This window comes from Actinomyces ruminicola (assembly GCF_900103885.1).
GTDB lineage: Bacteria > Actinomycetota > Actinomycetes > Actinomycetales > Actinomycetaceae > Actinomyces > Actinomyces ruminicola.
In genome coordinates this window covers 82,578-89,008 of the sequence record NZ_FNIM01000012.1, presented here as the reverse complement: position 1 = coordinate 89,008, position 6,431 = coordinate 82,578, and the positions used below count along the sequence as shown (strand labels likewise).

At 68.4% G+C, this 6,431-nt stretch carries 9 protein-coding genes; 3 read left to right on the top strand and 6 right to left on the bottom strand.

Annotation, left to right across the window (positions count from 1 at the left end):
• From BLR49_RS09945 to BLR49_RS13300, 3 genes are all read right to left on the bottom strand, one after another.
• On the bottom strand, positions 1-221 hold a 221-nt coding region (locus BLR49_RS09945; protein WP_143013744.1), incomplete at its 3' end, for a transposase.
• 272 nt (positions 222-493) lie between these two features.
• Positions 494-868 carry a hypothetical protein gene (locus BLR49_RS09940; RefSeq protein WP_092537192.1) on the bottom strand — a complete coding sequence of 125 codons (375 nt, stop codon included), beginning with the start codon at positions 866-868 and terminating at the stop codon, positions 494-496.
• A gap of 98 nt (positions 869-966) precedes the next feature.
• A complete protein-coding gene (locus BLR49_RS13300) occupies positions 967-1,260 on the bottom strand; it encodes a hypothetical protein (RefSeq protein ID WP_176765840.1) in 294 nt (97 codons plus the stop codon).
• 190 nt (positions 1,261-1,450) lie between these two features.
• Here BLR49_RS13300 and BLR49_RS09930 point away from each other — a divergent pair, with 190 nt between their 5' ends.
• The 3 genes from BLR49_RS09930 to BLR49_RS09920 are packed head-to-tail and all read left to right on the top strand — an operon-like array spanning position 1,451 to position 3,722.
• Positions 1,451-2,089 carry a TetR/AcrR family transcriptional regulator gene (locus tag BLR49_RS09930; RefSeq protein WP_092537187.1) on the top strand — a complete coding sequence of 213 codons (639 nt, stop codon included), beginning with the start codon at positions 1,451-1,453 and terminating at the stop codon, positions 2,087-2,089.
• A 56-nt stretch (positions 2,090-2,145) separates the two neighbouring features.
• Positions 2,146-2,979: an ABC transporter ATP-binding protein gene (locus BLR49_RS09925; RefSeq protein WP_245690598.1), complete on the top strand. Its 834-nt coding sequence runs from the start codon at positions 2,146-2,148 to the stop codon at positions 2,977-2,979.
• Positions 2,976-3,722, top strand: a complete 747-nt coding sequence (locus BLR49_RS09920; protein ID WP_092537184.1) for an ABC transporter permease — start codon at positions 2,976-2,978, stop codon at positions 3,720-3,722. Before BLR49_RS09925 ends, BLR49_RS09920 begins: the two co-directional genes overlap by 4 nt.
• Before the next feature lie 547 nt (positions 3,723-4,269).
• On the opposite strand, the gene BLR49_RS13940 is transcribed toward BLR49_RS09920, so the two are convergent.
• The 3 genes from BLR49_RS13940 to BLR49_RS09910 all read right to left on the bottom strand — a co-directional run bounded on the left by BLR49_RS13940 (position 4,270) and on the right by BLR49_RS09910 (position 6,387).
• The gene (locus BLR49_RS13940) at positions 4,270-4,440 is read right to left on the bottom strand and encodes a Fic family protein (protein ID WP_342706651.1); all 171 of its coding nucleotides are present in this window, start codon (positions 4,438-4,440) and stop codon (positions 4,270-4,272) included.
• Between the two features lie 77 nt (positions 4,441-4,517).
• Positions 4,518-5,069, bottom strand: a complete 552-nt coding sequence (locus BLR49_RS13700) for an ATP-binding protein (RefSeq protein ID WP_245690597.1) — start codon at positions 5,067-5,069, stop codon at positions 4,518-4,520.
• 496 nt (positions 5,070-5,565) lie between these two features.
• Positions 5,566-6,387 (bottom strand): methyltransferase domain-containing protein, encoded by an 822-nt coding sequence (locus tag BLR49_RS09910; protein WP_092537181.1) that lies wholly within the window; start codon positions 6,385-6,387, stop codon positions 5,566-5,568.
• Positions 6,388-6,431 lie beyond the last annotated feature (44 nt).

Genomic DNA, 6,431 nt, shown 5'->3' with positions numbered 1-6,431 from the left:
CAGGTCCGGTACAGGGCGTAGGCCCTCCACCACGGCCCGTAGCGGGATGGTATGTCGCGCCAGGGCGCCCCCACTCTGGTTCTCCACCGTACGGCGTTGATCATGTCCCGCAGCGGATACACCCGCGGCCTGCCACGAGCAGGCGGGGCGGGCAGCAGGGGCGCAAGCAGCCCCCACTGGGCATCGGTCAGGTCATGGCGGGCACAGGCGTCTATACTCAACGGCCGAGGCCTTTGGCGGTGTCACGGTCTGCTTTCACACCACCCGTGATACCCCGAAGGCCTCACCCCGTCCCGCACCCCACGCCGACCACCCCACCCGACTTACGCAACACGCCCTAGCGGGGGGACGAGTGGCCGAAGCGCTTGTGCGCGGCTCTCCCGGGGCCTTCGGGCCGATAAGCTCGTCTGCGGGTGCGGGTAGCGGCCGGTGCGTGAGTCCGGATGAGGCGGGCTTGCGGGTTCATGTATTCGTGCATGCCCGCCGCTCGATTTCAACCCCGAGCCAGTTGGGAGACTCGCTGGGTACTGACACCCATGAGGGTGGCGATGTCGCGCAGCGGTAGGCCGTCGGCGCGCAACAGGGCGACGGCGCGGCGTGAGGCGACTGCCGCGGCCGCACCGGCTTTTGCGGATGCTTGCGCTGCTGCCTTGTACTGTTCTACGGCATCTACGTAGTCGGCGTTGCGAACCTTGCAGTGCACCTCGAAGTCGTCGGCGGGCTGTCCTGTCATGAGGGCGGCATCTGCGACCATAGGAACGACCTCATCGAGGCGGCGCGCCTGGGTGGAGTACTCATGCCCTTGGAGGGTGAACTCCACTGCCCACCAGCTGTCGCAGTACTGCGCTGTGGCTTCAATCCTGGTCATCGTCTGCTCCTTCGTCTGTCCCTTCTGACGGGCGACCTCCTCCAACTGCCGGATGAGATCTCTGCGCGTTATTGCTCAATCCCCCTTTCGGTGAGTAGTCAAGAGGTATTGCGGGTGGTTCCTCCTTTCAACTCGAGTGTCCGCCAGGGGGCCGACATGAATTCGGGTGCATCGACGTCCTGCGCCTGGATGCCGGGCAGACCATTCTCATCACCGCTGGAGCGGGGGGAGTGGGCGGCTACGCCGTGCAGATCATCCACCACCTCGGCGCCCGCGTGCTCGCCACCGCCTCGCCCGATAATGTCCAGGCCGTCCGCGCCCTCGGCGCTGAGGAGGTCATCGACTACCGCGCCGCCGGCGGTCCCGACGCCGTCGCCGCGGCGGCTCGACACCCGCGTGGCCGAGGTGGTGCCGCTTGACGTGGTGCCCGCCGCCTACGCCCGCTTGGCTCAGGGGCACCAGGCCGGCAAGCTCGTGTGCTGCGTGGCCGGATCGGTTTGGCGGCGGCCTCCTGAAGTCCGGCGGTAATGAGGACACCGCACGTATCCTTCGACTCGTCAATAGTCGCGCAGGAGGGGCGAGATGGGCACGCGGGGTCGTAGGCGGGCCGGGAGCCCGGATGCTCGGCGGGCGATTCTGGGCGCGGCCCGCGCCGCCTTCGCCCGCGACGGCTACAACGCCTCGCTGCGCGGTATCGCCCGGGCGGCCGGCGTCGACCCCGCTCTGGTGCACCACTACTTCCCGGAGCGCTCCCAGCTGTTTGTCGAGGCGGTCTATGACGGGCCGGACGGGCCCGCCATGGATCCTGCGGTACTGGACGAAGTGCGCCACCTGCCCGCCTCCCGGCAGGGAATCGCACTGGTGCGCCTGTTCGTGACCCAGTGGGACCGCATGGGGGCGGACCGTTTCGCCGCGGTGGTGCGCGCGGCGCTGGCCAACGAGGGCGTCGTCGCCCGCATTCGGGATCTGGTGGTCGGCGCCCTGGTGACTCCGCTGGTCGAGCGCGTGGCGCCCGATCGGGTCCGGCTGCGGTCCCAGTTGATCGCCGGACATCTGGTCGGGCTGGGTATGACCCGCTGGATCGCCCGCCTTGACGCCGTCTCCGCCGCGGAGCCGGATGAACTCGCCGCCGCCGTCGGCCCGGTGATCCAGCACTACCTGACCGGCGACCTGGGCGAACCGAGCGGCCGTTCCGCCTCGCCGCTGGGGGCACCCGAGTAGATCAATGCCGGGCAGTAGGTCTTGTCTTGATGAGTCAGCCGCGATATATTCATCATATGATGAAAAACGGGCGGGGTGCCGAGGTGGGCCGACGTGTGCTCGCCGACGCGGCCGCACCCCCGAGCGCCGTCCACGCTCGTGGGCTGCGAGTCTCACGCGGCGGCAGCGAGATCCTCCGGGGTCTGGACCTGGATCTGCGACCCGGTTCAATCACCGGCCTGCTCGGCCCCTCGGGCTGCGGCAAGACCACGCTGATGCGGGTGCTCGTTGGGGTACAGCGCTACGCCGGTGAGGCGAGGGTCCTGGGGGAGCGGCCGGGCGCGCCCGCAGTACGCGGGAGGGTTGGCTACGTCACCCAGGCGGCGGCCGTATACCGGGACCTGACCGCCCGCCAGAACCTGCGCTACTTCGCCGCACTTGCAGGAGCGCGCGCCCGCGACCTCGACGAGGTACTGGACGCGGTAGGACTGACCGCGCTGGCCGACCGGCGGGTGAGCACCTACTCCGGGGGCGAGGTCGGCCGGGTCTCGCTCGCCTGCGCCCTGGTGGCCGGGCCGGAGCTGCTGGTGCTTGACGAGCCGACCGTCGGCCTGGACCCGCTGACCCGGGAGGGGCTGTGGAAGGTGTTCCGGAACCTGGCCGACGCGGGCGCGACCCTCCTGATCTCCAGCCACGTCATGGACGAGGCCTTCCGTTGCGACCGCGTGCTGCTCATGCGGGAGGGGCGCTTCTTAGCCTCCACTACAGCGGACGAGTTGCTGGCGCGCACCGGCGCCGACACGCTCGATGCCGCCTTCCTCGATGTGGTCCGGCGGGCGGAGCGGATGGCGGCCGACGCACAGGCGGGCGCCATCCCGCTGGGCGACCACGGCGGGGAGGGACGCCGGTGAACGCGCGCACCTACGCCGCCACCGTCCGCCGAGTGCTGGAGCAACTGGCGGCAGACCGTCGCACGCTCGGGCTGATCATGATCGTGCCCGCCGCCCTGCTGACCCTGCTGTACTTCGTCTACCACGACTACCCGCACGGAGCGCAACTGTTCAACCGGATCGCCGTGGCCATGATGGCGATCCTGCCGATGCTGGTGATGTTCCTGGTCACCAGTGTGGCCATGCTGCGCGAGCGCAGTTTGGGGACGCTGGAGCGGCTGTGGACCACGCCACTGCACCGCGCCGACCTGCTGCTCGGCTACGCCACCGCCTTCACCGCCACGGCAGCGGGGCAGTCGCTGGTGCTGTGCGCGGTGGCGGCCTGGTGCCTGGGTGTGGAGATCGGCGCCTCCTGGGGGTGGGTGGTGCTGGCCGCGCTGGTGGTCGGCTTCCTGGGCGTGGCGCTGGGGCTGTTCGTATCCGCCTTCGCCCGCACCGAGTTCCAGGCCGTGCAGTTCTTCCCGGTGGTAATCGGCCCGCAGATCTTCCTGTGCGGGCTGCTGGTGGCCCGCGACCAGCTGCCGCGCGCGCTGGAGCTGTGCAGCAATGTGCTACCGATGAGCTGGGCCGTCGACGCCGTCGGCGAGCTGAGCACGAATACCGAGCCGACCGCCGCCTTTGCCGCCGGCCTGGGACTCGTGGCCGGGGTGGGAGTGGCGATCCTCGCGGTGGCCGCCCTGACCGTGCCGCGGCGGGTGCGATGATAAGCGGCTGCGGGTGGCGGCGTAGCTGGGACGGCCGGGTTCATTGGCTCTTCTGATTGGGAGTGTGTTCGCGTTCCCACGTACCTGCTCGACGATGTAGGTAGCGGTAATGGTCCACCCGGGCGGCGTCGTCCTCGCCTCCGTCGTGGGTCTGCACACTCAAGAAGTCAGCCCCGAGGATGAATCCGCGAGACTGTGCGGATTTGATCTGCGGCCCTGGTGTCATGACAGTGCTCCTGTGTGCAATGAGGAGCTCGTTGCACACGGGAGCAGGGCCACTCGATTTGGGCCGAGAAGCGGTTTTCGCGTGCTTCCAAGGAAAAACGGGTATCAGTCGAGTTGGCTCGGACAGCTCCCGTGTGCAAACGCGCTGCGGCGATCCAGTCACGTCGGGCAATGTGCAGCATCGGACCAGGCCTGACACCGCTGATCTCGGTACGCAAGCGCTGGCGGCCCCGACGTGGGCCGCCAGCTGTGGCTGGCGGCCCCGACGTGGGCCGCCAGCTGTGGCTGGCGCCACCGACCACATCCCCAGACCGGAAGAGCCTCATTCGGCATCTCCCGTGAGGGTGCTCAGGTAGGCGCGGCCGGCTTCGGTGATCCGGTAGCGCTGAAGGCGGCTCTGGGACTTGTCCGGGATCGTGCGTTCGACTAACGCGGCGGCGAGCAGAGGGTCAAGATGGCGACGCACATTGCGCGTCTCGTTGCTCAGCCCAATTTGGGATAAAACCTCTGCACGAGTCCTGTCTCCGGTGCTAAGAAACGAGAGAATCGCGGCACGGTAGGCTTCAGGGTCTATGTCTGACTGACTTGGTGACTCGACTTGGTGATCCGACTTAGTGACTTGGTGCTCCGACTTAGTGACTCGACCCGCTCGCTTGGGAGACCGCCGTCCGCGCCCGATTTGCTCGCTTGCTCACTGACCTTGGCCGGGTCGTGGCTGGGCACGTAGATCGTTACCCTCACACGGTCCTGGACCTCTTCGATCACAGGCTCGGGCAGGTCGGCCTCGGCCACCTGCGCGAAGACGCGCTGGACGCCGGTGCCCCACTGCTCCATGATCCCGGCCTCGCGGAAGATGCGCGCGAGGGCGGGGTTGCATAGGCGGGACACGTGCCGGATGGAGTCGATGGTCATACCCGTAAGCAGCAGTCCCAGACGGTCCACCTGGATGCGATCGTCGTAGAAGCTGATACGGATGGGCGTGCCGCGTTCCGCGTATGAGGCGTGCACGAGGGCGTCGACGATCACCTCGCGGATCGGCTCGATGGGGATCGAGTAGACATCCCGGCGCCGAACCTCTCCGAAGACCGCGGTCTTATAGGCGTCCTTGAGCAGGAACTCCACGGCGCGATCAGCGGCCAGGGGTATTGGTCCGTGAATCTCGGTCTGGACGAAGATGTCAGTGCCGTGCGGACCGCGCAGGCGCCCGCACTGGGCCCAGGCGGAGGGGAGGAAGCGGGCGGGATCAGAGCAGGCGGCGAGGATGCCCGCATAGCTGGCGCGTGGTTCGGGCAGGTCTTCGAAGGCGATGCCGCGCGTGTTGCGTTCGAGCTCGGCACTAGCGCCGGGTCCGCCTGCCTCGTGGTGGAACCGAACTGCACGTAGACACCGGCTTCCGCACCCTGGCGGGTGATGTAGTGAGGACGGCGAGTACTGAGCGGCACACCGACGACGAGCACCGTCTTGTCTCCCAGCGTCACCAGGTCTATGGCAGGAACGAGCTGGGGCGAGAGCCGGTCATAGATGAGGTCGGCGAGCATTTGTTCTCGGAAAGCTGGGCGTATTGACAGCAGGACATCGGTAATGACCTAGCCGTGACCGGCAGGTGGCTGGTTATCGGCTAGCCGACCTGTGCCAGCACCTCGCCGTGGACGACGACGAACCAGCCGTCGTCCGCCTCGGCCCAGGCGTGCCAGGCCTCAGTCATTTCCTGCAGCCCCTCCAGCGTGGTAAGGCCCAGCTCGACGGCCTGCGGACCGAAGGAGGACAGGCACCGCTGTGCCCACGTGCCTCCCCACCAGCGGCGCTGCGACCGCGTGGCGAAGCACCAGGTGGAGGTGGAGCAGGTGACCTCGGTGAGCCCGGCCTCCCGGCACCAGGACAGGAGGCAAGCACCTGCGTCCGGGTGCCCGCCGTTGTGGCGCGCCGTGGCGGTATACACGCGCCGCCACTCCTCCAGGGGGCCGGGCCGGGGGAACCATGCCATGGCCGAATAGACAGCGTCGCGGGCCGCGACCATTCCGCTGGGACGGGTTACTCGGGCCATCTCACGCAGGGCGGCCACCGGGTCAGCCACGTGCTGGAGTACCTGGTGGGCGTGGACGACGTCGAAGGAGACGTCGTCGAAGGGCAAGCTGAGCACATCCCCGGCGAAGAGCTCCACACTGCCTGCCGCTGCGCCGTCAGCCGTGCCGCCCTGTTCACGTGCGGCCAGAGTAGCGCGTGCCGCCTCCAGCGCCGCCGGGGCCGGGTCCAGACCGACGACGCGCCCGGGAGCAACGGCCTGGGCGAGGTCCGCAGTGATCGTCGCCGGCCCGCAGCCGACATCCAGCAGGTCCTGGCCCGCTCGCAGGTGGGGCAGGAGGTACGCGGCACTGTCCTGCACCGAACGGCGGGAGTGATTGTCCAGGACCGCCGTGCCATGCCCATGGGTGTAGCTCATGGGGCCAGCCTATTGGGGCCTGCACGCAGTAAGATCGGGCCCAC